This is a genomic window from Arundinibacter roseus (assembly GCF_004348825.1).
Lineage (GTDB): Bacteria > Bacteroidota > Bacteroidia > Cytophagales > Spirosomataceae > Arundinibacter > Arundinibacter roseus.
Genome location: NZ_SMJU01000005.1, coordinates 273165 through 297207, shown reverse-complemented (window position 1 = coordinate 297207; position 24043 = coordinate 273165). Strand labels below are relative to the sequence as shown.

Sequence of the window (24043 nt, the reverse complement as noted above, 5' to 3'; positions counted from 1 at the left end):
ATATTTATAGTTCAAATACTAGAAGTGATAATCCTGTCTTATGAAATATAAGTGTACTTTACTGGGTATTTTGGTTGCGCAACTCACGTTTGCTCAGGCCGATTTTCAGAAAAACCTACAACGAGAACTAATCCTGGCCGAAGATGGCGATACCATTCAAATTCCGGCGGGTAAATTTTCCCTTACTCAAACACTGTCGCTGGAAGGGAAAAACAGAATCGTGCTGAAAGGTGCGGGCGTAGACCAAACGGTGCTGAGCTTCAAAGGCCAAACCGAAGGAGCCGAAGGCCTGCACGTCAGCAATGGGCAACAAATCGTTCTGGAAGATTTTACGGTGCAGGATGCCAAAGGAGACGCCATCAAAACCATGCAGATCGATGGTATCACGTTCCGCCGGGTCAAAACGGAATGGACCGGAGAACCCAAACCCGAAAACGGGGGCTACGGGCTGTACCCGGTGCTGTGCCAAAACGTACTGATTGAGTACTGTGAGGCTATCGGTGCTTCGGACGCAGGTATTTATGTAGGGCAGTCAAAGCACATCATTGTGCGGCATTCACGGGCTTTTCACAACGTAGCCGGTATCGAAATCGAAAACTCCCAGATGGCTGATGTCTACAACAACGAAGCGACCGAAAATACGGGAGGGATTTTGGTGTTTGATCTGCCCGATCTGATTCAGAAAAAGGGAGGGAATGTGCGGGTTTTTAATAATAAAATTCACCATAATAATTTCCCCAATTTTGCTCCCGCCGGAAATATCGTGGCTACCGTTCCGCAGGGAACGGGTGTACTGATTTTGGCAACTAACGAGGTAGAGGTTTTTAATAATACCCTCACCGCCAACAACAGCATTGGAGTAGGCATTATCAGCTATTTTATGACCGAAAAACCAATGACCGATTCGCTGTACTATCCGTATCCAAGCCAAATTTCAATTCATAGCAATCAGTTTGACCGGGACCGGGTAAAATATCAGGGGAAAGGACGTTTGGGGCTTTTGTTTAAGTATAAACTCCGTTTTGGCAAGAAGGTGCCGGATATAGTTTTTGATGGAATTTTGGATAAAAATCAAACCAATCGCCCAGCCCTGTGTCTGCGACAAAATCAAAATGCAACCTTTGCAAATCTGGATGCAGGCAATAATTTCAAGAATGTTTCCCGCGATAGCAGTCCTTTCGACTGCACGTTACTGTCGTTGAAAGAAGCGGTTTTGTCCCAAAAATAGATGAAAAAACTCTGGATTCTTTTTGGTTCGCTTTTGAGCATTGGGCTGCTTTCCTTTCATTCTGTGTTTGAACAAACGTCGGAACTTCTTCCTGCTGCCCCCAAAGAAAAATTATCCGACTATGGATTTTTTGAAGGCTTGCCTGCCGCGCAAAAACCAGCCGAAGGGGTGGTGCCGTACCGCCTGAACACGCCTCTTTTTACGGACTATGCCGAAAAACTCCGATTTGTGAAGTTCCCGGACGGTCAATCGGTTGCCTATGCGGCTGAGCAGGTACTTGATTTTCCGGTAGGAACCACGCTGATCAAAACGTTTTATTTTCCACTAGATGCCCGTTCTCCTGAAAAAGGCCGCCGCCTGATAGAAACCCGCCTTTTAATTCATGAACCCAAAGGCTGGAAAGCGCTGGAATATGTCTGGAATGAGGAGCAAACCGACGCTTTTCTGGAAGTTGCCGGTGATACCAAAGAGCTTTCATGGGTAGACCGTAGCGGTCAAACCCGTACGCAGACGTATTCGATTCCGAACCTGAATCAGTGCAAAGGATGTCATAATTCCAACGAGAAGCTTACACCCATTGGACCTTCTTCCCGGCAGCTCAACGGCCTGTTTGCGTATGAGGAAGGTGCCGAAAATCAGTTGATTTATTGGCAAAAAAAGGGTTTACTAATCTCTTTGCCTGCTTTATCAGAAGTTCCAAAAGCCGCCGTTTGGGACGATACTACTACGGGCACCGTGGCCGAGCGGGCCCGCGAATGGCTCGCCATCAATTGCGCTCACTGCCACCGCCCCGAAGGCCCGGCCCGCACGTCGGGTTTATTTTTGCAAACAGAGGAAACAAACCCGACTCACATTGGAATCAAAAAGACTCCGGTTGCAGCCGGACGCGGCTCAGGCGGCCGTCTATACGACATTGTGCCCGGACACCCGGAGCAGTCGATTTTGGTCTATCGGCTTGAATCCAGCGACCCCGGCGAAATGATGCCCGAACTTGGCCGTAAGTTGGTGCATCAGGAAGGTATTGCGCTAATAAAAGAATGGATTCGGAGCATTCCTGAGTGAGTTTGGATAAATTTTTGAAAGAATGAGTACTTTTGATTTACACACCCGTCCAAATTTATACATACGACCTTTATGATTTCTAAAAAAGCAAAATATGCCCTCAAAGCTCTAAAAGTGCTGGCCGAACAATACGGCAAGGGCCCGGTATTGATTTCTTACATTGCCGAAAAAGAAAAAATTCCAAAGAAATTTCTGGAAGCAATCCTTCTGGATTTACGAAATAACGGTGTTCTGCAAAGTCAAAAAGGCAAAGGTGGCGGCTACCTGCTACGGATTCCGCCGGATGAAGTGAAATTTTCAAAAGTACTCCGCATTATTGACGGACCCATTGCTCCAACGCTCTGTGTCTCGCTGTATTTTTATGGAAAATGCGACGACTGTGCCGACGAAGGCACCTGCTCTTTACGGGCTGTCATGGAAAAATGGCGCGATGCGAACCTCGCCGTCTTGGACTCAACGACGTTGTCAGATATGTTGAATAAATCCGGGGAGCTGGAACTGTAAGTTTGTTTAAAGCCTGTCCCTACGGATGTACAGTCGTGTGTCGTCTATGTCTTCAACTAGCTGATAGTGAGTGCTAATATAGGCGGCCAATTCAGGGAAAATCTCATGCCCCTGTGTGTCTTTATTCTGTAACCACAGACTATTCTTACCTACTGCATCCAGAAAAAAGGCGGGTTGATTGCGCTGCATGTCGCGAATAAAACGCTCACGATACACGTCGCGCAGGGGATGTTCAAAAATGCATCGTTCAGAGTGATTTTCAGCGGTGCCCTGCGCCAGCTGTGCTTCTACATAATAGCGGCATTGCCAGCCCCAAACCACCATTTGATCGCCAGATTTCTGAAAAGGATGCATAGCCATTACTACCGGGCTCTGCAGTAAGTGGCGGGCTTCTACCGATACGAGAGAATTGAGTTCTCTTTTTTTGATAAATGAAATTCCATCATCTAGCCCAAACCAGCCGAGCATCAACAGCGGTGCCAGTATGGCAAATAAAGGCCTGAAAGCAAAACGCTGCGCAGCGGCAGCGCCAAATAAGGCAAGCGGATACACACAAAAGGCCAGATAATGCACAAAAAGATTGCCGGATTTGGTAGCGGCATATAGCGCAGCGAAGCTATAAGTTGCGATTATGAGCGGTAGGTGTAGTGCTTTATCTGAGGCTGTTGCGGTTGCGTCTTTTTTTCTTTGTGTAAAAAAACTCGCCAGCTGAAAAGCAGCAAGTATAACCAGCAGGGCGGTGAAGTCCGGACTAAGCAAAACCAGTTTGCCAAATTGAGTTGGGATTTGGGACCAGCTGCTACCACCTGCATAGACGGCATTTCCCAGGATATAAAAATTGATAAAATCCTGAAAAACCCCTTGCCAAAGGACCCAAATCAGTGCAAGTGCCGGAAAGGAAATACCGCCCAATGCCAGCAGAAAAAAGGGTTTGATTTGGTTTGAATGCCTATGCATTCGCCAGATTTCATATCCGGCACCCAGTACCAAAATCACCGCTTGCGGAACAGCTTGTAATTTGGCAAAAGGAATCATCCCGGCTACAAAACCGAATACATACGCAGTAACAGAAAGGCGGTTTGCCTGAAATCCGTCCGGCAAATAGGCTAAAAGTGCCAGGCAAATACTCAAAAGAAAAACTGGAAGCTGCTCGCTGGAATAATGAACAAAATCGGTTTCCTGAGTAAAAGCAAGAAAAAATAGTGGAAGCAGAAGGGCTGTGCGAGCCGTTTGACTGCCAAACCATCGCTGCATGGCAACAAAGAAAAACAGGAGCGAGCCTATATTGCAAAGAACACTCATGACTCGTGCAGAGGTATAGTCGAGCTGAAAACCCAGCAACCGGGGCAGAACAAGCAGGTAATTATCAAGAGGGCCAATTGTGGTGCCGTCTACGGAGCGCCAGTAGACGGGGTCCTGAAAGAGCGTCAAGGCGTGGCTGAGCATCTGACTTTCATCGGCGTTGAGCTCGCGATTCAGTACTACCGCGGGCAATCGCATAGCAACAAACAGAAGAATGGAAACCGTTAAATAAACCGGGGTAGAAATCCGCTTGTGTTGACTAAGCCAGAGCACGATCAGCGCCAGCCCGTAGGCAAGGGCCCAGTAAACCATCGGCGAAGCATCAAAAGTAATCATAGGCTAGGCGATAGTTTCTACACCTTCTACAAAATCGCGGTAGTGAATCGCCGGGATAAAATGTTGCTGTGTGCGGTATTGAAGCACCATAAAGACCAGAAACAGCGAAATCAGAAAAGACTGCATCATCACAATGAGCAGGGTAGTACTAAGGGTAGACGCCCAGCCCGGCGTGGCATTGCCGATGAGTTTCAGAAATAAGATTACACAAATGATGGCAACGGCGAAGCCTGACATTAAAATTGAAAAAATCAGAATCCGTACAGCTGTCGTGTCAATCAAAACAGAGATAGCACTCAGGCCGTGCAGAATTAATGACACGAAATTCATCTTGCTGCTTCCGGCCAGCCGTTTGGCACGCTCAATTGGCACACCATCGTAGGGAATACGCGACCGGATGACGCCGCCGGGGTAGTTATTCCAGATTTCCGAAACCCGTACCAGATTTTGAAGCCGTCGCTGTGGAACCAAACTAAAATTCCCAAAGGTGATTACTTTTCCGGTCAGGATTTTAAAAACAAATTTATAAATCAAATAAAAGCTTTGAAACAGGAAGCTTTCCTGCCGCTTGCTTCGTTGGGCAAAAATGATCGTATCGGGGAGGTCCGCTGATTTGGCAAACAGCAAATTAATGTCTCGCGGGGCATCTTCACCGTCCGCATCCATCACAATCACCTTGTCGCAGGGGAGCTCCGTGGCAATATAGGAGAGACCAATGGCAATAGCCCGCTGATGCCCCAGGTTTCGATGAAGCCTCAGGACTTTTATCCCGGTACCTTTAAAAATCGGAAAAGGTTCTGTGCGGTCGCGGGAAGAACAGTCATCAACGACCAACACGGATGTGCGCACAAGTAAGTCGTGAGCCACATCCGTGTTGATTTTTTCAATGAGTAAATTCAGTGCCTCCCAGTCATTAAATTGAGGAATCAGAATAATGTACTTTTCCGGCATGGTTCAGGCTTGAAATAAAATGGGTCAGGCAATAGTTCCGGCAAGACGGGCCGCAATGCCATCATGGATCTGCGTCAGGGTTTCTTCAAGGCCGTACTCCCAGTTCCATCCGGGATAATGAGCCTTAAACTTGGAAAGGTCGCTTACGTACCAGATATGATCGCCAATGCGGTTGGTGTCGGAATACGAGTAAGATAATTTTTTGCCCGAAATCTGCTCACATAGCGTAATTGCTTCCAACATGGAGCAGTTGGCATAGCGGCCGCCTCCGGCATTATAGACCTCACCGGGACGCGGATTTTGATAAAAATGCCAAAACATATTTACCAGATCGTGGCTATGAATGTTGTCGCGCACCTGCTTGCCTTTATAACCAAAAATTGTGTAGTGATTGCCCGTAATGGCGCATTTCATGAGATAAGCCAGAAATCCGTGCAGCTGTGCTCCCGAGTGGTTGGGGCCTGTGAGGCATCCTCCCCGGAACGTGCCCGTTTTCATGCCAAAATAACGGCCATATTCCTGAACCATAATATCAGCAGCTACCTTGGACGCCCCAAAAATAGAGTGCTTCGTGTGGTCAATGCTGTGATTTTCGTCGATGCCATTTTCAAAATAAGGATGGTTTTCGTCAATTTCCCAGCGAGTTTCGAGCTCAACCAACGGCAGATAATTAGGATTGTCGCCGTATACTTTGTTGGTAGAAGTAAAGATAAAAACAGCCTCCGGGCAGTTCAAGCGGGTCATTTCGAGCATGTTGAGCGTACCAACGGCATTTACTCCAAAATCAGTAAAGGGTTCGCGGGCAGCCCAGTCGTGGCTTGGCTGTGCGGCTGTGTGCACAATCATTTTTATGTCGGTGCCAAATTCCTTAAAAATAGGTTCCAGCTGACTTACCTCACGGATATCGGCGGGGTAGTGTTTATAATTGGAATAGGCTTCTGAAATTCGAGTGCGGTTCCATTCCGTGCTGCCATCTGCACCAAAAAAGTACTGGCGCAGGTTGTTGTCGATTCCGATCACGAGGTCAAATTTGTCGGCCAGAAAAGCCACAGATTCACTTCCAATAAGACCGGCAGACCCAGTAACTAAGGCAATATTCATGGTTGATTGTGTTGTTTTTTTGAAGTATGTATGTCGGAAAAATGCAATTCAAACGGGCAAAAGACTCGTAAAGTAAATTAAAAAAGTTCAATTGTCCCAAACTGCCGTCATGCTTCTATGCATCATTTAGCAAATGGATGCCGGGAAGAACCATGCAAAAACAAAAAAAGCAGCATCTGCGAAAAGATGCTGCTTCCATTAAGAATGTATAAGTACAGGCTTAGTTTTCGCCTGCACCGGTGCTGCCATCAAAAAGCTTGGCCCGGATAGCGTTTACACGCTTTTCTACTTCTGGATTGTCTTCGTATTTGTTGGCAAGCTGACGAGCCGACGAATCGGGGCTAACGCCATATACCCACTCATTTCCTGCACGAACATCGATCTGCTCGGCTTTGTTGTATTTCTGATATTCGCAGGATGATAACAATGCTACACCTGCTACAACTGCGGCTATCTTTCTGAGTTTCATTTTCGAGTTTTTGTAAATAGGTTTTGTGCAAAAGTAAAGGCCTTTTCCAAAACCACCAAATCAGATGCCGTTGTTTTGCCAAATTTTTGGTCATTCTAAATAACACATTTCTTCCTCCGGCCTCGTATTTCTCCTGAAATTCCTGATGCTCCCTGCTTTTAATAAAAGTATGCTTGCATACTAATACCAGATTTTAGTACATTTGTGAATGGTCGCAATGAAACTGACACCTTGACTTTTGATAGCTGATGCGCAAAGAAAAAACAATTGATTTTCATATAAAGTGGGCCTGGCATTCGATTTCACGCATGTACAACACCCACGCGGCTCAGTATGGTATGACGATGGCAGTAGGGTATGTTCTATTGAATATCGATCTGGAAAAGGGCACACCTGCTACAAAAATTGCTCCTTTGCTGGGCATGGAGCCGCGCAGCCTGGTGCGAATGCTGAAAAATCTGGAAGAAAAGGGGCTGATTCGTCGGGAAGTAAGCGGCAGCGATAAACGCTTTGTACGGATCATCCTGACGGAAGAAGGGAAAGTCCGCCGGGAGCAGGCCCGCGAAGGGGTCATTACGTTTAATCAAATGATTCGTGAAAAAATTCCGCTGGAAAAACTGGTCGTTTTTCTGGACGTGATTAAGGAAATTAACCACATCGTGGAAGAAGAAAACCAAAAGCTAAAAGCCGGGGAAATGCCGGATGAATTGTAACAACTATCACCTATTCCATTTAAATCAACCTAAAAACCTAATAAAATGAATCGTACTATTCGTAAGGTAGCTGTGCTGGGTTCCGGGATTATGGGCTCACGCATTGCCTGTCATTTTGCCAATATAGGCGTGGAGGTACTACTTCTGGATATTGTCCCCAAAGAACCAAATACCGCCGAACAAGCCAAAGGACTAACTACGGAACACCCGGCAGTCCGAAACCGGATTGTTCAGGAGTCGTTCCAAAATACCCTGAAAGGATCGCCGGCTGCGCTCTATGATCCTTCGTTTGCCAGCAGGGTTCGGTTGGGAAATTTTGATGATAATTTGTCAGAAATAAAAAATTATGACTGGATCATTGAGGTTATCGTCGAGCGGCTTGATATTAAGAAAAGCCTTTTTGAAAAAGTAGATGCCCTGCGCAAGCCGGGTTCGCTGGTAAGTTCCAACACGTCGGGCATTCCGATTCATCTGATGTCAGAAGGACGAAGCGACGATTTTCAGAAGCATTTTTGTGGCACCCATTTTTTTAATCCGCCCCGCTATTTACGCTTGCTCGAAATTATTCCCGGCCCGCAGACCGACCCGTCCGTCATTGATTTTCTGATGCATTACGGCGATTTATTTTTGGGTAAAACGACGGTTTTCTGTAAGGATACACCGGGTTTTATTGCCAATCGCCTGGGGATTTACGCCATGGTACAAACCATCCGGGTAGCCGAAGAAATGGGGCTGACCGTGGAGCAGGTCGACAAGCTGACCGGGCCGGTGGTTGGGCGGCCCAAGTCGGGCACGTTCCGGCTGTCGGATGTGGTAGGGCTAGATACGACCGTGCACGTGGCCAACAACCTGTTTGAGTCAGGAAAAGAGACTGACGAATCGCACGAGGCATTTGTAGTGCCGGGTGTGATGCAGGAATTATTTAACAAAAAATGGCTGGGTGATAAGTCGGGTCAGGGTTTTTATAAAAAAGTTAAGGACGAAAAAGGCAAGTCGGTTATTCTGGCTCTTGACTTTAAAACTCAGGAATATCGTCCTTCGGAAAAAGTGAAATTCCAGACGCTGGAAGGCACCAAGGCAATCGACAATCTGTCGAAGCGTTTTGGCGTACTTTTAGCCGGGACCGATCAGGCGGGAGAATTTTACCGTAAAACCTTTGCCGATGGTTTCCGCTACGCTACCTTCCGGATTCCTGAAATTTCGGACGAATTATACCGCATCGATCAGGCGATTACAGCCGGGTTTGGCTGGCAAATGGGCCTTTTCGAAACCTGGGATGCTATTGGGGTAAAGAAAATGTTGGGTATCATGGAAGAACTCGGCAAAAAACCAGCGGCCTGGGTCTACGAAATGCTGGAAGCCGGGCATGAGTCTTTCTACAAAATTGAAAAAGGCCGAAAGCAGTACTATGATATTCCTTCCAAAAGCTATAAAGTAATTCCTGGTCAGGATTCGTTTATTCTTCTCAACAATTTGTCGCAAAATGTGGTCTGGAAAAACGCCGGAGCGACGCTTTATGACCTGGGTGATGGGATTGTAAATCTGGAATTCCATTCCAAGATGAACACGTTCGGTGCTGAGGTTGTCGAAGGCGTTCAAAAAAGCATTAGCCTGGCTGAGAAGGATTTTCGTGGACTGGTAATTGGCAACGATTCTTCGGAGGCTTTTTCGGCGGGAGCCAATTTGGCCATGCTGTTTATGTTTGCCATTGAGCAGGAGTTTGACGAAATAAACCTGATGATTGCACAGTTTCAGCAAACCATCATGCGGGCGCGCTACTCGTCGATTCCGGTCGTGACGGCCCCCCACACCCTTACGTTGGGTGGTGGCTGCGAGCTGAACCTGCATGCTGATAAAGTAGTGGCGCATGCCGAAACTTACATGGGCCTTGTAGAACTCGGCGTTGGACTGATTCCGGCCGGTGGTGGCACCAAGGAAATGGCTGTGCGCTGCTCGGATATGTATCAGGCGGGCGATCCGGAGCTGAATATTCTGCAAAGTGCGTTCATGAATATTGCGCAGGCCAAAGTGTCAACGTCGGCACAGGAGGCTTTTGCCATGAATTATCTGCAGGAAAAAGATCAGATTGTACTCAACCGCAGCCGCCTGATTGCCGAGGCCAAGCAAGCCGCTCTTGATCTTGCGGATAATGGCTATACGCAACCTAAGCAGCGGACGGATATTAAGGTGCAAGGTAAAACGGGCATGGCGTTGTTTATGGCGGGTGTTGCCCAAATGCGCCTGGCCAACTACATCAGCGATCACGATATGAAGCTGGCTAACAAGCTGGCGTATGTAATTTGTGGCGGCGATTTGAGCTATCCCCAAACCGTTTCGGAGCAGTATCTGCTGGATCTCGAAAGAGAAGCATTCCTTTCGTTGTGCGGAGAAAAGAAAACCCTCGAACGCATGCAGGGTCTGCTCACGGGCGGCAAGCCACCAAGAAACTAGGTTTTTAAAAAACAGGAGAAGTAAATTAAAAAGTCCGCCGATGGAAAATACCGTCGGCGGACTTTCTTTATGTATTTAGATTTTCTTTAAGTGTTTGAGCAAAATTATATTATGTTTGAAATTATTACAAAGTATTGATTTACAACAATATAGATCCTAACGGCTAATAACCTAACGGCTAATAACTACTCAACGCAATTCCTTCACAAAACCCATGCATTCAGCGATTTTCTGCTCAATCCAACCGTAGTTTTCTTCTGCCAAAACATCTTTTGGAAAAAGATTGGAGCCCATACCCACACAGTACGCACCTGCCCCAAACCACTCCGTAAAACTTTCACGCGTAGGTCGTACACCTCCGGTTACCATAATTTTCAAATCAGGCATAGGGCCGCGCACTGCCCGTAAAAAAACAGAACCTACTACTTCGCCCGGAAAAAGCTTAACTACCTCGGCGCCCGCCTGACGGGCATTGTAAATCTCCGTAAGCGTGGTTACTCCCGGAATCCAGGGTACACCGGCAGCTACGCAAACGGCTCCAACGCTGGGGTTTAGAATTGGTGTGACGATGAAGTCAGCACCGGCGTCAATGAACTGATGAGCCGTGGGCGCATCGTAAATGGTACCAATGCCCATGCCCATTTCGGGTAGTTCTGCATTGGCATACTCCACCAGTTTTGTAAAAGTTTCCAGAGCATTTGCGCCCCGATTGGTAAACTCAAAAACCCGAAGCCCTGCTTGGTACGTAGCTTTTACCACTTCAATGGCTACGTTCAGGTCGTCGTGGTAAAACAAAGGCAGCATGCCGCCTTCATGCAAAGCATTCAGAATGATATTTTTTTCCAGGTGAGCCATGAGAAAAGTTTTGATTAGTATCGATTATCTTTTGATCCGCCCCGAAGTTTCTCCCTGTCGAATCGCTTCTACTTCGGCTTCGGTGGAAATAAGGGCGTCACCTTCTATTGTGTGTTTTAGTGCAGAAGCTGCTACACCAAATTCCAGGGCTTTTTGTTCGTCGTCAAACGTCATCAAGCCATGAATGAGCCCGGCAATAAATGCATCTCCACCACCTACACGGTCGATGATCGGATTGATGTCAATATCGGAGGTTTCGAGCATTGTTTCTCCATTCCAAAGGTAGGCCCGCAATAAATTATGACTGGCACTCAGGGAAGTACGTTTGGTATCAACGACCCGGCTTACCTGAGGAAACGCTTGTTGCAATTTGATACAGGCATCCTGAAAACCAACGCTTTCGATGCCAAAAATATCCCGGATGTTTTCGGCATTGGCAATCACCACATCGGTTCCGGCGGTGAGCAGCGGAAGCACATCAGCGGGTCCTTTTCCGTATTTCCAAAGATTGGATCGGTAAAAAATATCCCCCGAAACCGTAATGCCCCGCTGCCGGGCTGCCTGTATGCCCTGCAAACAGGCATCGGCTGCTTCCTGCGAAAGGGCCGGCGTAATGCCCGCCCAGTGAAACCACTTGGCATCTTTCAGGATCTCGTCCCAATTTAACTCTGCCGGGTCAATGGTAGCAAACGAAGATCCGGCCCGGTCGTACACAATCTGACTTCCGCGCATAGCTGCGCCGGTTTCCAGAAAATAAACGGCCATTCGCGGTCCACCGTAAAGAATACTTGAAATATCTACTCCGTGAAAGTGCAAATATTGAGCTGCTGCTCTCCCAATAGGCGAATCTGGAAAGCGGGTTACATGAGCGGTTGAGTGCCCCCAGTAGGCCAATGCCGCGGCGACGTTTGCCTCGCCTCCGGCGTAGGTTACATTGAGTGAGCGTGCTTGTTCAAAACGGGAAAATCCGGGAGTGCTCAGGCGCATCAATACTTCACCGATGGTAACAATTTGGGCCATTTGTGTTAGGTCTATTCTGCTGAAAGGATAAAACAAAGGTATGAACTTTCGGAAAGTGGTTTAAAATACTTTCCGAAAGTTCATACAAGGGTACTTCTGAGTGAAGAACTATATGGAGAGAAAAGCCGGATTAGAAGCCAAAATACTGTTTGGCATTGTTGTAGGAAATATCCTGAACCATTTTTCCGAGCCACGGCATGTCGTTTGGCAGTTCGCCATTTTCAACATCATTTCCGATCAAATTACATAGAATGCGGCGGAAATATTCGTGACGAGGATACGACAAAAAGCTGCGGGAATCGGTGAGCATTCCTACGAAACGACTCAAAAGGCCCATATTGGACAAGGCATTCATTTGTTTTTCCATGCCATCTTTCTGATCCTGAAACCACCAACCGGAGCCAAACTGAATTTTGCCAGCTACGCTGCCGTCGTTGAAGTTGCCAACCATAGTAGCGATGACTTCGTTGTCACCCGAGTTGAGATTGTACAAAATCGTTTTGGCCAGCTGATCCGTAGAATCGAGCTTGTCCATAAATTTGGAAAGTGCCTGCGCCTGACTAAAATCGCCAATGGAATCCCATCCGGTATCAGGGCCAAGAGTTTTGAGTAGCCGTGAATTGTTGTTTCGCAGGGCGCCAAGGTGAAATTGCTGCGTCCAGTTTTTGGCATGATCCATCGTGGCTAATTCATAAAGCAGCGTAGACTTGTACGCATTTTGAGCGTCGTTGTCGGGCACGCTCCCGGCAAGTGCCACCGCGGCCGCACGATAAGCGGCCTGATCGTCAAATTGGGTTGCATAAATATGTTCCAGACCATGATCAGACAGGCGTCCGCCCATTTCTGCGAAGAAATCATGCCGCTTGTGCAGCGCTTCTACGAGGTTATAATACTCGCCATTGTAGGTAACACCGGCTACTTCACAAATTTTCTGAACGTAGGCTTTATAAGCCTCCGGATCATTAATGAGGAGCATAGATTTGTCAGCCCTGAAAGTAGGCAACACCTTGATTTCAAAGCCACTTTCACGAATCATCTGATGATATTCCAGCGAATCGGTCGGATCATCCGTGGTACAAATGACCTTCACATTCATTTTGCGAAGCAAACTTTTTACGCTGTATTCGGGCGTTTGCAGCTTGGCGGAACATTCCTCATAAATCTCCCGGGCGGTATCAGGATTCAGAATATAGTCAATATCAAAATATCGGAGCAGTTCCAGGTGTGTCCAGTGATAGAGCGGGTTGCGCATCGTGTAGGGTACGGTAGCGGCCCATTGCTCAAACTTTTCCCAATCGGACGCATCGCCCGTACAGTACCGCTCAGCAACGCCATTGGTGCGCATCGCCCGCCATTTGTAATGATCGCCGTAGAGCCATATCTGTGTAAGATTCTCAAACTGCCGATCTTCTGCAATCTGATCGGGCGGAAGGTGGCAGTGATAATCTATAATGGGCATCTGCTTTGCGTAGTCGTGGTACAACTGCCGGGCGGTTTCAGTACGAAGTAAAAAATCTTCGGTTATGAACGTCTTTTGAGCGGTATGATGAATGGTACTCATGAGGCTATGATTTAATTTCGATAGTAGTAAATAAAAAAAGACGAGTTCCGCAGAACTATAACGAGCGCTCAATGCCTAGTTCAAGTCCACGAAGCTCTGCCAGTCCCCGAAGCCGCCCGATTGCGGTGTAGCCGGGATTAAGCCGCTTTTCGGAAGTCAGGTCGTCGAGCATGCGGTGGCCGTGGTCCGGCCGGAACGGCATCCGGAGGTCGGAGCGATTTTCTTCCCGACGTCTCTTTTGTTCGAGCACTAGGGCTTTCATGACTGCGTACATATCCACGTCGCCATTGAGGTGATCCGCTTCATAAAAACTGCCGTCTGCTTCGCGAGTTGTTGCCCGTAAGTGAATAAAATGAATGCGATCGCCGAGCCGTTCTACCATCCCAGGCAGGTCGTTGTCGGCCCTGACGCCGTAAGAGCCCGTACAAAAGCACAGGCCGTTGGCGGGTACTTCGCAGCTTTTGAGCAGTTGAAGCGCATCATTTTCAGTGCTTACTACGCGGGGAAGTCCCAAAATAGGGTAGGGCGGATCGTCCGGATGAATAGACAATCGCACACCGGATTCCTGCGCAACTGGTGCAATTTCATTGATAAATCGGTACAGATTTTCTCTAAGTTCAGCGTCGCCAATGTGGGCATAGGTAGCCAACACGTCTCTGAATTCTTCAATCGTAAAGCTTTCTTCGGAGCCGGGCAACCCAGCAATGACGTTGCGGGTCAGGCGGTGAATCTGCTCCTCATCGGCCTGATCGAGCCAGGCTTTTGCCTTGGATTTCTGTTCGTCCGAATATGTTTTTTGTGCCAGTGCCGACTGTAAAATAAAGAGTTCGAAGGCCGCAAATTGGGCGGCATCAAACCGGAGACCGGTGGAGCCGTCGTGCATCGGAGCGTTCAGGTCCGTGCGCGTCCAGTCCAGAACAGGCATAAAATTGTAGCAAACGGTATCTATTCCCGATTTTCCCAGATTTACAATCGACTCTTTATAGTTATCAATAAATTCTTTGTAGCGTCCGGTTCTGGTTTTTATGGCTTCATGGACCGGGATACTCTCGACAACAGACCACGAAAGCCCGGCCTTCTCAATCTCAGATTTACGGAATTCTATTTCCTGTGGTGTCCATATTTCACCATTAGAAATATGGTGGAGGGCGGTTACTACGCCAGTAGCGCCAGCCTGCCGGACATCCGCAAGAGAAACGGGATCATTCGGGCCAAACCAGCGCCATGTTTGTTCAAGTGCCATGGTATTTAATGCTCAACTAAAAGTGGTGGGTATTAAACCTGTGAGGTTTTGATAGTTAATTATTTATAGATAAAAATACGCCTAAACCTCACAGGTTTTTAATAGCCTCAGGAAATTTGAAAATAGTACTTTAAAAACAAGACGACAAACGACCTTTTAGTACCTTACGTCCCTAGGCCACAAGGCGATTTTCCGGTACTCGCTCGCGCAGCACTTTCAGCGCTCGTCCCATTTGGGTTTCTACGGTTTTGATTGAGATTTTCAGTTGGTCAGCTATTTCGCGGTAGCGTAGCCCTTCTTCACGGCTCATGCGGAAAATTAACTGACATTGCCGGGGCAAGTCATTGATATACCGCTCCATACGATCATAAAACTCATTAAAAACCACTTCTTCGGCAGGCGTATAATGATCGGCATACGCCAAATTCCACTGAATACTTTCCAGCGATTCGCGTTCGTATACCCGGTGCATCCGCAGTTTCAGGTAATCGAGCGATTGGTTCCGGACGGCCCGGTACATGTAAGCCTCAAACGACGTATGCACTTCAATCTGCTCACGGTTTTTCCAAAGTTTTACAAAAACATCGGACACAACTTCTTCGGCTACTTCCCGAACTACCACCACCCGCATGGCATAGGTGCACAGCGAGCGATAATAGCGTGTAAATAATTCTCGATAGGCTACATAATCGCCATCCTGCACTACTTTTTTGAACAATACTTCCATGCGGCTAGGGCACGTTCGGTGCTTGGCGATGGGCTTGGGTACTACGATTGTTTCCATTACTTGTGTGAGGTTTGGAATAGAATTTTTTTGTGAAAAGTAGCGATACCTTCTTTGGCATCTGTGTTTGATTCTCTACGGAGATTAGGCATAGATTCGTTGATTTGCAAAAAATTATCTTGAAAAAAAGCTATATTTTTATGCAACCGTTCCCGGGACCGTTCCCGAAAAGATCTTTTTTTCCGGGAATCCAGAAGTTTTTCATAGTTTGCGTACGATTTTACCGAAGAAGTTTAAGGACTCAGGGTGTTAATTTTTGAATTTTTCCGGTATTTAAACCAAAATTTCATGGGAAAAACCTCGATTACAATTAAGGAAATAGCAAGGCAGCTAAATATCTCAAAGTCAACCGTATCGCGGGCACTTCGAGATAGTTCCGAGATTAGTGAGCACACCCGCGAGCGGGTAATCGAACTGGCGCGCCGCCTCAACTACTCACCCAACCCAATTGCGCTGAGTCTCTTAAAAAACCGCACGCAAACCATCGGAATCATTGTGCCGGATATCGATAATCCGTTTTTTTCCATGGCAATTGGCGGGGTTGAAGATGTGGCGTATAGCCGGGGCTACCACGTCATGATTTACCAAAGTCATGATTCGTACGAACGCGAATGCATTGATGCCCGTCACATTGCAGCCCGCCGGGCCGATGGCCTGATTGTGTCTGTGGCCAGCAAATCACCTGATCATTCTCATTTTGAGGAGTTACAGGAAAGCGATATTCCGGTCGTATTTTTTGATCGGATTAGTGAGCAGGTGCAAACGCACAAAGTATTGGTCAATGATTATGAAGGAGCGTTTGAAGGAACAGAGCACCTGATTATGCAAGGCTGTCGGCGTATTGCCCATATTTCGGGGCCGATGGGGCTCAATATCAGCCGCAACCGATTCAATGGATACAAAGATGCGCTTGCCAAACATAATCTTCCCCTACGGGACGAGTGGGTGGTTTCGGCTGATTATAGTCAGTCCGACGGCGCCGAACGTGCCTATCAGCTGATGGCGCTGCGCGAGCGTCCGGATGCCATTTTTGCAGCAAGTGACCGCATCGCTATCGGGGTGCATTGGGTGCTGCGGCAATTGGGCTACCGTATGCCGCAGGATGTAGCGCTGTTGGGTTTTTCTGATTTGTCAATTTCTGCCCTGCTCGATCCACCGCTGAGCTCGGTTGCACAGCCTTCTTTTGAGATGGGGCGGCAGGCAGCTGAACTGCTTTTAGAATTGATAGAAAACAAAAACACCCTGGATTTTGAAACCAGGGTGCTTAAAACAAATTTGGTGGTTAGAGGCTCCACCCTCAAAATAATTAACTCAGGCGATCCAGCTTCCGCTGAAATTCTCTGAGAATTTTATCTTTCATCGCAATCTTCCGTTTCTGAATATTCAGACGGCCCAACATGCGCTTATCTTCCTCTTCGTTACCGGTCAGGCTGCGTTCAACATCCTGCGTAGCAAATTCCAAATCGCTGCGTTCGCGGCTCACGAGCCATTCCATTTCGCGAATTTGTGTGCGTAGCTGCTCTTCTTCACTTTTCATTTCAAAAGCCGGGTACTTGCGGCTAATTACACGGGCCAAATAGCTCAGCTCAAAAATCTTGTCGCAGGTAGACCGGAAGTTTTCGGCAAGCTCTTTGTCTGCAAGCTTAAATGGAATCCGGATGTCTTTCCACTTGCTAAGCAAAACTTTCGCTTTTTCGGACGCAATCACGATGTTATCGTTTTTGAGTGCGTATTCAGCTTGTTCCAGCAGTTTTTGCTGTTCCAGAATACGCGGATCAACCCGTACTTTGGGTTCGATTCCTTTGGCAAGGTTATACTTGTCGTAGAAAAGTTTCAAAAAGTGGCGGTACGCCTTATTAATTTTGAAAAATTTCTTGGGCGGAACCTCGCCAATGGCGTTCCATGCGTTGCGGATTTCGCGGGTTTTTTGGTAGGAAGCGTCCAGATCATTGCTCCATGAGAGCTGCTTGACCTGCTTAATGAGACGTTCGTACTCGTCTACCCGGCCTTGCACAATCTTGTTTTGCTCGGCAAAGTACTCGCGACGGCGGTGAAAAAAGTCATCCAGAACACCCTGGAATTCCGTGTCTACTGCATCCTGAAATTCCTTATCGACGGGGCCGGTTCTGATCCACTTGGATTTTACCTCCTGCAATGCGTCGGTAGCAACCTGCCAATCTTCAATGGCAGCAGCGACTTTGGCATCTTCGATAAGTGCACGCTTGATTTCCAGGTTTTTGAGCTGATTCGAATGAATCAGTTCGGACAAGTAGGCTTCGGCTTTGTCGAGGCGTTCTAGCAGGGGGATAAAGTCGCCAATTGCATCAAAGCCGATTAGTTTTCGGCGTAGCTGCAACAGCTTGGTCAGGTACGAGCCCTTGTTTTGGGCTTCCTGAACTTCACTTTCTAAAAGAGCGACCTTGCTTTCGGCGATGGTGAATCGATTCTTAAAATAATCGATTGCTTCCTGCTCTGTTCTTTTTACCTCGCCGATCTGCCGGGCAGGATAGTCGAGGTACCCTTTTAAAAATACTTTGCCATCTTCGACATAGCCGTATTCTTTCGTTTGTTGGGCATTTTCCATTATTTCACTTTTTATCTGCTGGTATAGGGGTTATTTAACGATATTTGCCAGGCACAAATTAACTAAAAAATGAGTAACGAAACCATTATTTTCTCAATGGCGGGTGTTAGTAAGGTCATTCCGCCCACTCGACATATCATTAAAAATATCTATTTGTCCTTTTTTTATGGCGCCAAAATAGGCGTTTTAGGACTAAATGGCTCCGGAAAATCAACTTTACTGCGCATCATTGCGGGGGTTGATAAAGATTTTTTTGGAGAGGTTGTTTTTTCTCCCGGATACTCCGTCGGTATGCTCGAACAGGAACCAAAACTGGATCCTGAGAAAACAGTTCGGGAGGTTGTAGAAGAAGGAGTGCAGGAAATCGTTGATCTACTCAAAGAATTTGATCAAATTAACGAAGCCTTCGGAGATCCCGACGCCGATTTTGACAAACTTCTTGAACGGCAGGGAGAAGTTCAGGAGCGACTCGACGCCACCGATGCCTGGAACCTGGATAATCGCCTGGAAGTAGCGATGGATGCCCTGCGCTGTCCGCCGTCAGATGCGTCCGTGGCCAATTTGTCCGGCGGCGAAAAACGCCGTGTAGCACTTTGCCGACTGCTGCTGCGGCAGCCGGATGTACTGCTGCTCGATGAGCCCACCAACCACCTCGACGCGGAGTCGGTGTTGTGGCTGGAAGAGCATTTGCGTCAGTACAAAGGAACCGTTATTGCCGTGACGCACGACCGGTATTTTCTGGATAACGTAGCCGGCTGGATCCTGGAACTGGATCGGGGCGAGGGTATTCCGTGGAAAGGGAATTATTCGTCGTGGCTTGAACAAAAGCAGGATCGCCTGAAAAGAGAAGAAAAGCAGGAATCAAAACGCCAGAAAACCCTGCAACGAGAGTTGGAATGGGTGAAGATGGCGCCCAAAGCCCGACAGGCCAAGTCGAAAGCCCGCCTGGGAGCGTATGAAAAAATGCTGAGTGAAGACGGCCGTGAGAAGGAAGAAAAACTGGAACTATTTATTCCGCCGGGGCCCCGTTTGGGTAATAAAGTCATTGAAGCCCATGACATCATGATGGCCTACGGCGACAAACTTCTGTATGAAAACCTGAACTTCGCCCTGCCTCCCGCTGGAATTGTCGGAATTATCGGGCCGAACGGTGCTGGAAAAACTACCCTATTTAAACTCATTACCGGACAGGAAAAACCGTTGCGGGGTACGTTTGATGTGGGCGAAACCGTGCAGTGGGCCTATGTAGATCAGGAACATGACAACCTGGATCCGAACAAAACGGTGTTTCAGACAATCTCTGATGGCAATGAGTGGGTGATGTTGGGTGGTAAGCAAACCAACGCCCGCGCCTATGTCAGTAAGTTCAATTTTGCCGGGTCTGATCAGGAAAAAAAGGTCGGTACTCTGTCGGGAGGCGAACGCAACCGCGTACATTTGGCCATGATGCTTAAAGAAGGCGGTAATTTGCTATTGCTCGATGAGCCTACCAATGACCTTGATGTGAATACCCTGCGGGCGCTGGAAGAAGGTCTCGAAAATTTTGCAGGTTGTGCAGTAGTTATTTCCCACGATCGCTGGTTTCTTGACCGCATCGCTACGCACATTCTGGCCTTTGAGGGGGATTCGCAGGTATATTGGTTTGAAGGGAATTTTTCAGAATATGAAGAAAATCGCCGCAAGCGCCTCGGAACAGACGCTACGCCCCGTCGGATTAAGTACAAAAAGCTGAGCTAGAATATATACAGAAGTTAAGCTATTCATAGTCGGTAATATAGAGGAGTTCGTCTTATTGAATAAATAAGATGAACTCCTCTTTTTTTTATTCTTCACACTTCTTTTTTCAACATCCCCGCTGAATACATGATAAGTTGCCGGAACATCTCCGACATTGCGAATGATGCGCGAGAAAGGAGGCTTTCCGTAGCCTTCTTTTTATACCAACCTATCCCTGATTCGTTATTCAACCCTTTTTTGGGTTCGTTCACGTCATTTTTTCCAAATGCCTGCTGCAACAAGGTAGTTTTGATCAAAAAAATAAACCTGCTATGTACACAACAACTACCCTGCGCCGACTCGAACTCTTCCTTATTCCGGGCGCTGTCGCCGTTTATGTAATCAGACGATTATTTGAAACTGCGGGTGATTTTGACTTCGATATTCTCCGGGCCCGGTCCCAGGGGGTAAAGGTTTCGGTTATTCTCAATGACCTTTTAACGTTCGATTATAATTTGGATATTATTCTTCCAACTATTTCGGGGGCTGTCCTGCTCTTGGGGGCCTGGTACACATTTCATTTCCAGGCTTTTCCCCGGATCAAAGAGAAAAATATTGATAATCAGACCTATACATTACTAATTGTCGCAATCCTTCTGGCATTTGGAAGCGTCTTTGTATATAGTTTCTTTAAACTCGAATGGCGTTTACGGTACAGTTCTCCGGGACGGATCAGCGGTTTTGTGGTTTTTTCACTCTTTCGGAAACTTCATCTCCTGACCTCCACGGTAGGCTTACTGCTGATGATCCTGCTCTACGAAGCGTTTATGCAGGTGGTTTATCATACCCATGAATTGTATCAAAAGTATCAACAACCCAAACATCTGATTTTACAGAATATCCTTTTGACAGTAGCAGCGATTACACTACTTTTCTGGATGTCGGTCGGAAGAGTCGCTAATCTTATTTTAGGCGGAACGAGCGTGTCAATTAATCTGCTGATCATAGTTTTGACCCTTGTACTGCACCACCTGTTTTTTGCAAAAATAATCCCTTACTTCGTCAGTCTTCGCCTCAACACCCGCGATGGAATCATCTACCTTTTTGCAGGTATTTGCGGGTACGGTTTGGTAAGCTTTCTCGTGTTTATACTTGCGCTTCATCGCGGCGACGACGCAGAGTTATTTGCCGTTTTGTATGTACTTCCAACTATTGTGGCACTTTTAACAGCCATTTTACGATGGGTATTTTTTGTAGAAAAGCAACAGCTGAAAACCAAAGTATTGGTAAAAACGGCTGAACTCAGTACGTTGAGGTCGCAGATAAATCCGCATTTTTTGTTCAATGCTCTCAACACGCTGTATGCAGTAGCCATGAAAGAAAACAGCGAACAAACGGCAGACGGCATACAAAAGCTGGGCGATATGATGCGCTTTATGCTCCACGAAAATAATCAGGAACGGATTGCGCTGAGTCAGGAAATCAACTACCTCCACAATTTTCTGGACCTTCAGCGCATGCGGCTCAACGAAGCTCACCCCATCGAAATTCGGGTCAATATACAGGAACCTCAGAACGAAATTTACCTGGCGCCTATGCTGCTCAATCCGTTTGTAGAAAATGCCTTCAAGCATGGCATTAGCCTCCGCAATCCCTCATGGGTGTATATTACGCTGACGCACGATGCCACAAAATTGTATTTCAAAGTACACAATAGTGTTCATCCGAAAGTAGCTCATGACCCCGAAAAAGAACAGTCGGGAATTGGGCTCGACAATGTAAAAAAGCGACTGGATTTACTGTATCCCAACCGGCATGTGTTAGATATTCAGGCAACAGAACACGATTTTTTTGTATCATTGGTTTTGGGAATTTATTAACGGAACATGACACTCTCAGCTATTGCCATTGACGACGAGCCCCGAGCGCTGGAAGTAGTGCAAATGCTTGCTGCCAAAGTGGTTTTTCTTGATTTAAAATGCTCATTTACAGATGCTTTTGAGGCTATTCCGTACTTGCAGCAACACCCGGTTGACCTGATTTTTCTGGATATAAAAATGCCCGATATTTCGGGTATTGAGTTTGTCAATTGCCTGCAACAGGTGCCGATGGTGATTTTCTCTACGGCTTATTCAGAATACGCCGTAAAAGGATTTGAACTGAATGCAGTAGATTATCTTTTAAAACCTTATTCGCTCGTTCGCTTTACGCAAGCCTGCAACAAAGCGCTCGAACTCAAAAAATGGCGGCAGGGGCAGCTACCTCAATATGTAGTGTCAGAATCTCCCTTTTTATTTATTAAAACGGGCTATGAACAGGAAAGAATCATGCTGAATGATATCCTTTACCTGGAAGCAGAAGGCAACTACGTAGCCTATATCCTGAAAAATCGAAAGCTCCTGTGCCGTCAAAGCATCTCAGAAGCACTTGCTCAGCTTCCCGACCGTCAGTTCGTTCGTTTGCATCGATCCTACGTGGTTGCTATTGGGCATATTCAGAAAATTAGCCGGCAAAGCGTGTGGATTCATTCCGTAGAGATTCCGGTTGGAGCCTCTTACGAAGGTACTCTTGCAGAAATCCGGACCTTGCTGAGTTTGTAAGGTTGTCGTGTGGATATGTTGCCTGAAATCCCGGTTTTAATGTCATTTTTGAAGCTCTTTCTGTGAAATAATAATTGAAATTAGAAACCTTTTGCTACAAAAATAAAATACCTTAGAAGATAATTAATGTGCTATTTATCAGTATTTTATCGTTTAGTCTATACAATTTTTTAAAGAAATATTAACTATTTTTCGTGTATATGTATACATAATTTTGGTAAAAATATTAACCCATAGTATCTTTAAGCACCTATACACAAACTATACTTGTAACTTAAAGAAATAAATCCGTACTACTATGGATCTTTTTGGGCAAAACATCCTGATTCTAAGCTTGTTCAGGTATGATGCCGACATTGAATCCACCTCTATGGCAATTGCCCGGGAGTTGGCCAAAGCTAACAAGGTTTACTATTTTGATAATCCTTACACCATTAACGATGTCATAAAAAAACGAAAGACGGAATGCTTTAAAAAAAGGCGTGGATTCTTTTCGGTTTTTTCTGATCAGCCTATCCAAACACTTGAAAATGATCTGGAAATTTTTGTTTCACCGATACTTCTGTCACTCAATTTTTTGCCGGAAGGACCGCTGTATCGTTTTCTTTTACGAATCAATGAATGGTTGATGCGGACTAAGATTCGACACATTCTCAAAAAACGGGAGGTGAAGGATTTCGTTTATATTAATTCTTTCAATTTTCATTATCCGGGAATTTCCGAAAACCTTACGCCCAAACTGCGGATCTACCATTGCCTGGATCCCGTATTCGGGCCGTTTGATGGCCGGCACGGCGTACCTTCCGAAAATCAGCTCGTACACCAATCGGACCTCGTTATTTGTAGCAGCCGACAACTGTATCACGAAAAACTGCAACTAAATCCACGCACTTTTTTTGTCCCCAACGCCGCTGATTTGGATCACAGCCGACAGGCGCAGGATCCGCAGCAGTCAGTTTCGCCTATGCTTTCTTCATTTTCCCGGCCAATTATAGGATATATAGGCAGCATCGATTATCGAATGGATTTTTCCTTACTGGAAAACGTAGCCCGGCTACATCCCGATAAATGTTTTGTATTCATTGGTCCGGTTAATTGTGAACTTCCCGATGAGATGTTACTTACGCCCAATATATATTTCCCCGGAAAAATAGCTTATTCAGAGTTGCCTGCTGTTCTGAAAGGGTTTGATGTTGCAATTATTCCTTTCAAAAAAGATGAACGAAGTGCAACCGTTTTTCCTTTAAAATTATTTGAATATCTGGGAGCCGGTAAGCCCGTTGTGTTGTCAGATTTTAATCCTGATTTACAGGAATTTACAAAGAAATCTGCGGCAATTGCTCAGGATGTCGCCACGTTTGCCGAGGCGATTCAGGAGGCTCTGTCAACCAACACCCCGGCACTCGAAGAGGAGAGAATTCAGCTTGCTTCGCAAAATACCTGGAAGCACCGGGGCGAAACCATAGCCAATCTTTTGGCAGAAGCTATTCAGGAAAAGTCTGTATCCGTAGTTCTGAAAGGAACGCCTGTGGCGTAGGGTTTGTAACGGAAATGTTGATTGGA

General features: G+C 46.6%; 20 protein-coding genes. 10 read left to right on the top strand and 10 right to left on the bottom strand.

From position 1 onward, the window contains the following. The first annotated feature begins 40 nt into the window (after positions 1-40). The 3 genes from EZE20_RS09525 (at position 41) to EZE20_RS09515 (ending at position 2794) form a co-directional block, all read left to right on the top strand. Complete coding sequence (locus EZE20_RS09525; RefSeq protein ID WP_132116917.1) at positions 41-1228, top strand: parallel beta-helix domain-containing protein; 1188 nt, start codon at positions 41-43, stop codon at positions 1226-1228. Further along, positions 1229-2290: an SO2930 family diheme c-type cytochrome gene (locus EZE20_RS09520; protein WP_132116915.1), complete on the top strand. Its 1062-nt coding sequence runs from the start codon at positions 1229-1231 to the stop codon at positions 2288-2290. 72 nt (positions 2291-2362) lie between these two features. Continuing rightward, entirely contained in the window at positions 2363-2794 is a 432-nt protein-coding gene (locus tag EZE20_RS09515; RefSeq protein ID WP_132116913.1) for an RrF2 family transcriptional regulator, read from the top strand. A 6-nt stretch (positions 2795-2800) separates the two neighbouring features. Here the strand turns inward: EZE20_RS09515 and EZE20_RS09510 are convergent, their stop codons facing one another. The 4 genes from EZE20_RS09510 to EZE20_RS09495 all read right to left on the bottom strand — a co-directional run bounded on the left by EZE20_RS09510 (position 2801) and on the right by EZE20_RS09495 (position 6953). Beyond that, positions 2801-4432, bottom strand: a complete 1632-nt coding sequence (locus EZE20_RS09510) for a hypothetical protein (protein WP_132116912.1) — start codon at positions 4430-4432, stop codon at positions 2801-2803. A 3-nt stretch (positions 4433-4435) separates the two neighbouring features. Then, positions 4436-5383: a glycosyltransferase gene (locus tag EZE20_RS09505; RefSeq protein ID WP_132116910.1), complete on the bottom strand. Its 948-nt coding sequence runs from the start codon at positions 5381-5383 to the stop codon at positions 4436-4438. A gap of 24 nt (positions 5384-5407) precedes the next feature. Beyond that, the gene (locus tag EZE20_RS09500) at positions 5408-6484 is read right to left on the bottom strand and encodes an NAD-dependent epimerase/dehydratase family protein (protein WP_132116908.1); all 1077 of its coding nucleotides are present in this window, start codon (positions 6482-6484) and stop codon (positions 5408-5410) included. A gap of 220 nt (positions 6485-6704) precedes the next feature. Continuing rightward, positions 6705-6953 carry a hypothetical protein gene (locus tag EZE20_RS09495; RefSeq protein ID WP_132116906.1) on the bottom strand — a complete coding sequence of 83 codons (249 nt, stop codon included), beginning with the start codon at positions 6951-6953 and terminating at the stop codon, positions 6705-6707. Positions 6954-7201: 248 nt separating this feature from the next. Between EZE20_RS09495 and EZE20_RS09490 the strand changes: the two genes are divergently transcribed. Together EZE20_RS09490 and EZE20_RS09485 are read left to right on the top strand one after the other, a co-directional pair. Next, positions 7202-7666 carry a MarR family winged helix-turn-helix transcriptional regulator gene (locus EZE20_RS09490; protein WP_132116904.1) on the top strand — a complete coding sequence of 155 codons (465 nt, stop codon included), beginning with the start codon at positions 7202-7204 and terminating at the stop codon, positions 7664-7666. A gap of 45 nt (positions 7667-7711) precedes the next feature. Continuing rightward, complete coding sequence (locus EZE20_RS09485) at positions 7712-10117, top strand: 3-hydroxyacyl-CoA dehydrogenase/enoyl-CoA hydratase family protein (RefSeq protein WP_132116902.1); 2406 nt, start codon at positions 7712-7714, stop codon at positions 10115-10117. 189 nt (positions 10118-10306) lie between these two features. Here EZE20_RS09485 and EZE20_RS09480 read toward each other — a convergent pair whose 3' ends face one another. From EZE20_RS09480 to EZE20_RS09460, 5 genes are all read right to left on the bottom strand, one after another. Further along, on the bottom strand, positions 10307-10972 hold the full coding sequence (locus EZE20_RS09480) for a bifunctional 4-hydroxy-2-oxoglutarate aldolase/2-dehydro-3-deoxy-phosphogluconate aldolase (protein WP_132116900.1): 666 nt from the start codon (positions 10970-10972) through the stop codon (positions 10307-10309). A gap of 24 nt (positions 10973-10996) precedes the next feature. Beyond that, positions 10997-11992 carry a sugar kinase gene (locus EZE20_RS09475; protein ID WP_132116898.1) on the bottom strand — a complete coding sequence of 332 codons (996 nt, stop codon included), beginning with the start codon at positions 11990-11992 and terminating at the stop codon, positions 10997-10999. 130 nt (positions 11993-12122) lie between these two features. Continuing rightward, positions 12123-13553 carry a glucuronate isomerase gene (gene uxaC, locus EZE20_RS09470; protein ID WP_132116896.1) on the bottom strand — a complete coding sequence of 477 codons (1431 nt, stop codon included), beginning with the start codon at positions 13551-13553 and terminating at the stop codon, positions 12123-12125. A 55-nt stretch (positions 13554-13608) separates the two neighbouring features. Then, complete coding sequence (gene uxuA, locus EZE20_RS09465) at positions 13609-14796, bottom strand: mannonate dehydratase (RefSeq protein ID WP_132116894.1); 1188 nt, start codon at positions 14794-14796, stop codon at positions 13609-13611. 172 nt (positions 14797-14968) lie between these two features. Continuing rightward, the gene (locus EZE20_RS09460) at positions 14969-15580 is read right to left on the bottom strand and encodes an RNA polymerase sigma-70 factor (RefSeq protein ID WP_132116892.1); all 612 of its coding nucleotides are present in this window, start codon (positions 15578-15580) and stop codon (positions 14969-14971) included. Between the two features lie 288 nt (positions 15581-15868). Here EZE20_RS09460 and EZE20_RS09455 point away from each other — a divergent pair, with 288 nt between their 5' ends. Next, the gene (locus tag EZE20_RS09455) at positions 15869-16924 is read left to right on the top strand and encodes a LacI family DNA-binding transcriptional regulator (RefSeq protein WP_132116890.1); all 1056 of its coding nucleotides are present in this window, start codon (positions 15869-15871) and stop codon (positions 16922-16924) included. Here EZE20_RS09455 and EZE20_RS09450 read toward each other — a convergent pair. Beyond that, a complete protein-coding gene (locus tag EZE20_RS09450; protein ID WP_132116888.1) occupies positions 16887-18164 on the bottom strand; it encodes a DUF349 domain-containing protein in 1278 nt (425 codons plus the stop codon). The genes EZE20_RS09455 and EZE20_RS09450 overlap by 38 nt on opposite strands. Before the next feature lie 69 nt (positions 18165-18233). Between EZE20_RS09450 and ettA the strand changes: the two genes are divergently transcribed. The 4 genes from ettA to EZE20_RS09430 all read left to right on the top strand — a co-directional run bounded on the left by ettA (position 18234) and on the right by EZE20_RS09430 (position 24017). Then, on the top strand, positions 18234-19901 hold the full coding sequence (gene ettA / locus EZE20_RS09445) for an energy-dependent translational throttle protein EttA (protein WP_132116886.1): 1668 nt from the start codon (positions 18234-18236) through the stop codon (positions 19899-19901). Positions 19902-20212: 311 nt separating this feature from the next. Next, the gene (locus EZE20_RS09440; protein ID WP_132116884.1) at positions 20213-21760 is read left to right on the top strand and encodes a sensor histidine kinase; all 1548 of its coding nucleotides are present in this window, start codon (positions 20213-20215) and stop codon (positions 21758-21760) included. Positions 21761-21766: 6 nt separating this feature from the next. Next, on the top strand, positions 21767-22480 hold the full coding sequence (locus EZE20_RS09435) for a LytR/AlgR family response regulator transcription factor (RefSeq protein WP_132116883.1): 714 nt from the start codon (positions 21767-21769) through the stop codon (positions 22478-22480). Between the two features lie 298 nt (positions 22481-22778). After that, positions 22779-24017, top strand: coding sequence for a glycosyltransferase (locus EZE20_RS09430; protein ID WP_132116882.1), 1239 nt, complete (start codon positions 22779-22781; stop codon positions 24015-24017). Positions 24018-24043: the final 26 nt, after the last annotated feature.

Bases quoted from the DNA above. Each gene is read 5' to 3' on its own strand.
- EZE20_RS09480 (WP_132116900.1), bottom strand. From the start codon at position 10,972: ATGGCTCACCTGGAAAAAAATATCATTCTGAATGCTTTGCATGAAGGC.
- EZE20_RS09455 (WP_132116890.1), top strand. From the start codon at position 15,869: ATGGGAAAAACCTCGATTACAATTAAGGAAATAGCAAGGCAGCTAAAT.
- ettA (WP_132116886.1), top strand. From the start codon at position 18,234: ATGAGTAACGAAACCATTATTTTCTCAATGGCGGGTGTTAGTAAGGTC.
- EZE20_RS09500 (WP_132116908.1), bottom strand. From the start codon at position 6,484: ATGAATATTGCCTTAGTTACTGGGTCTGCCGGTCTTATTGGAAGTGAA.
- uxaC (WP_132116896.1), bottom strand. From the start codon at position 13,553: ATGAGTACCATTCATCATACCGCTCAAAAGACGTTCATAACCGAAGAT.
- EZE20_RS09495 (WP_132116906.1), bottom strand. From the start codon at position 6,953: ATGAAACTCAGAAAGATAGCCGCAGTTGTAGCAGGTGTAGCATTGTTA.
- EZE20_RS09475 (WP_132116898.1), bottom strand. From the start codon at position 11,992: ATGGCCCAAATTGTTACCATCGGTGAAGTATTGATGCGCCTGAGCACT.
- EZE20_RS09525 (WP_132116917.1), top strand. From the start codon at position 41: ATGAAATATAAGTGTACTTTACTGGGTATTTTGGTTGCGCAACTCACG.
- uxuA (WP_132116894.1), bottom strand. From the start codon at position 14,796: ATGGCACTTGAACAAACATGGCGCTGGTTTGGCCCGAATGATCCCGTT.
- EZE20_RS09520 (WP_132116915.1), top strand. From the start codon at position 1,229: ATGAAAAAACTCTGGATTCTTTTTGGTTCGCTTTTGAGCATTGGGCTG.
- EZE20_RS09450 (WP_132116888.1), bottom strand. From the start codon at position 18,164: ATGGAAAATGCCCAACAAACGAAAGAATACGGCTATGTCGAAGATGGC.
- EZE20_RS09490 (WP_132116904.1), top strand. From the start codon at position 7,202: ATGCGCAAAGAAAAAACAATTGATTTTCATATAAAGTGGGCCTGGCAT.
- EZE20_RS09440 (WP_132116884.1), top strand. From the start codon at position 20,213: ATGTACACAACAACTACCCTGCGCCGACTCGAACTCTTCCTTATTCCG.
- EZE20_RS09430 (WP_132116882.1), top strand. From the start codon at position 22,779: ATGGATCTTTTTGGGCAAAACATCCTGATTCTAAGCTTGTTCAGGTAT.
- EZE20_RS09515 (WP_132116913.1), top strand. From the start codon at position 2,363: ATGATTTCTAAAAAAGCAAAATATGCCCTCAAAGCTCTAAAAGTGCTG.
- EZE20_RS09485 (WP_132116902.1), top strand. From the start codon at position 7,712: ATGAATCGTACTATTCGTAAGGTAGCTGTGCTGGGTTCCGGGATTATG.
- EZE20_RS09505 (WP_132116910.1), bottom strand. From the start codon at position 5,383: ATGCCGGAAAAGTACATTATTCTGATTCCTCAATTTAATGACTGGGAG.
- EZE20_RS09435 (WP_132116883.1), top strand. From the start codon at position 21,767: ATGACACTCTCAGCTATTGCCATTGACGACGAGCCCCGAGCGCTGGAA.
- EZE20_RS09510 (WP_132116912.1), bottom strand. From the start codon at position 4,432: ATGATTACTTTTGATGCTTCGCCGATGGTTTACTGGGCCCTTGCCTAC.
- EZE20_RS09460 (WP_132116892.1), bottom strand. From the start codon at position 15,580: ATGGAAACAATCGTAGTACCCAAGCCCATCGCCAAGCACCGAACGTGC.